The sequence below is a fragment of the Streptomyces sp. SID14436 genome (genome assembly GCF_010548465.1).
In the GTDB taxonomy this organism is placed as follows: Bacteria; Actinomycetota; Actinomycetes; order Streptomycetales; family Streptomycetaceae; genus Streptomyces.
Map to the genome: position 1 here is coordinate 1 of NZ_JAAGMD010000773.1, position 2,569 is coordinate 2,569.

At 71.2% G+C, this 2,569-nt stretch carries 2 protein-coding genes; both read left to right on the forward strand.

Going from position 1 to position 2,569, the window contains the following annotated elements; translation table 11 throughout:
* Nucleotides 1-1,053, forward strand: a 1,053-nt coding sequence (locus G3I53_RS28105) for an aldose epimerase family protein (protein WP_239064157.1), incomplete at its 5' end; no start/stop codon positions are given.
* Between the two features lie 188 nt (nt 1,054-1,241).
* The coding region (locus G3I53_RS28110; RefSeq protein WP_164438910.1) for a histidinol-phosphate transaminase at nt 1,242-2,569 on the forward strand (1,328 nt) is incomplete at its 3' end.

The following is a 2,569-nucleotide window of genomic DNA, read 5'->3' on the forward strand; positions in this document are numbered from 1 at the left end:
GGGCCGGTGCGGACGCCCTTCGGGCGGCTCGCGGACGGCACGAAGGTCGACAGCTGGGCGCTGGAGAACGGCGGGACCCGGATGCGGGTGCTGTCCTACGGCGGCATCGTGCAGTCCCTGGAGATCCCGGACCGGCGCGGCCGGTACGCGAACGTCTCGCTCGGCTTCGGCAGCCTGGAGCCCTACGTCTCCTCCAGCCCCTACTTCGGCGCCCTGATCGGCCGCTACGGCAACCGCATCGACCGGGGCCGCTTCACCCTGGACGGCCGGACGTACCAGCTGTCCGTCAACGACGGCGAGAACAGCCTGCACGGCGGGGAGAAGGGCTTCGACAAGCGGGTCTGGGACGTGGAGCCGTTCACCCGGGGCTCCGACGTCGGTCTCCACCTGAGCCTGACCAGCGCCGACGGCGAGATGGGCTATCCGGGCACGCTGCGCGTCCGGGTCACCTACACGCTGACCCGGCAGGGCGACTGGCGCATCGACTACGAGGCCCGCACCGACCGGGCCACCGTCGTCAACCTCACCAGCCACGTCTACTGGAACCTGGCCGGCGAGAGCAGCGGCACCGTCCTGGACCACGAACTGTCCATCGACGCCTCCCGGTTCACGCCGGTCGACGCGGGGCTGATCCCCACCGGCGAGCGGGCCAGGGTCGCGGCCACCCCCTTCGACTTCCGGCGGGCCAAGCCGATCGGCCGGGACATCCGCACCGCCCACCAGCAGGTGCTGTACGGGCAGGGCTTCGACCACAACTGGGTGCTCGACAAGGGGATCACCTCCCGGCCGGGGCACGCGGCGACGCTGCGCGACCCGTCCTCGGGACGCACCCTGCGGATCACCACGAACGAGCCGGGCCTGCAGTTCTACTCCGGCAACTTCCTCGACGGCACCCTGGTCGGCACCGGCGGCCGGGTCTACCGGCAGGGCGACGGGCTGTGCCTGGAGACCCAGCACTTCCCGGACTCGCCGAACCAGCCGTCGTTCCCGTCGACCGTGCTGCGGCCGGGCGAGACGTACCGCACGACGACGGTCCACTCGTTCGGTGTGTGACCCCCGCGGCGGGGGCGCGTGACGCTCAACACGCGCCCCGCGTTCCCGCCGTCACAGTTTTTTCACACCGGTTGAACGGCGTCACACGCCCCTTCGTATGTACCGGTGGCCCGTGCTCCCCCGCGCGGGCCACCCACGCATGACGGGCCCGGTTCGTCCCCGGCGGGCCCGCCGTACACGGAGGTTCCATGGCCGACAACGTCACCTCGTTGTTCCGCAGCACCGCGGCGCACAGTCCGTCGATGGCGGCGCTGACGCGGGAGAGCGACGGGGCCGGGCCGGTGGACTTCTGCATCCCCTGCAATCCGTACTTCCCCACCCCCGCCATGTTCGAGGAGATGGCGGCGAGGCTGCGCGAGATCATCACGTACTACCCGAGCGGCGCCGACACGATCACGGCCGAGCTGTGCAGCCTGCTCCAGCTGCCCCCGCAGTGCGTGGCCATGGGCAACGGCTCCACGGAACTGATCACCTGGATCGACCACCTCCTCGTCCGCGAGTCGCTCGCCGTCCCCGTCCCCACCTTCGGCCGCTGGACCGACCAGCCCATGGAGACCGGCAAGCGGGTCGACATGTACCCGCTCCAGGAGTCCAGCGGCTTCGCCCTCGACCTCGCGCAGTACGCCGAGTTCATCCGGGCGCGCGGCACCCGGGTCGCCGTCATCTGCAACCCCAACAACCCCGACGGCGGCTTCCTGCACAAGCACGCGATCGTGCAGTTCATGGACGCCATGGCCGATCTGGACCTGGTGGTGATCGACGAGTCGTTCCTGGAGTTCGCCGACGCGGAGAACGAGCCGAGCGTGGTGCAGGAGGCGATGCTGCGCCCCAACGTCATCGTGCTGCGCAGCCTCGGCAAGAACTTCGGCCTGCACGGCATCCGCTTCGGCTACCTGGTCGCCAACCCGGCGCTCGCCGGGCGGGTGCGGTCCATGCTCCCCAAGTGGAACCTCAACTCCTTCGCCGAGCACGTGGTGTTCATGCTGAAGGAGCACGGCGCCGAGTACGCCCAGAGCCTGCACCAGGTCCGCCGGGACCGGATGGACATGTCCGGGCAGCTCTCCTCGCTGCCCGGGCTGACGGTCTACCCCTCGCAGGGCAACTTCCTCTTCGTGCGCCTCCCCGTGGGCGCCGAGGGCACCGTGGTCCGGGACCGGATGCTGACCGAGCACCGGATCCTGGTCCGCGAGTGCGGCAACAAGATCGGTTCCTCCAGCCGCTTCCTGCGTCTCGTGGTGCGTCCCCAGGTGGATGTGCGTCGCCTGGTGTCCGGCCTGGAACAGGTGCTCTACGGGACGTCCAGGAGGGGAGCCGCCGTGCCCGAGCCGGCCACAGGGACCGGCTACAGCTCGGGCACGGCGGCGGTGGACCGCCTGGTGAGCGAGACCAACGGGTCCGGCACCCGGGGCCTGGCCGCTCAGGCCGTCGGGGCCGGGACCGCCCCCGGCATCGCGGCCGCTCCGGCCGCCGGCACCGGCATGCCGCTCCCCGCCGCCGCGTCCGCCGCACCGGCGGA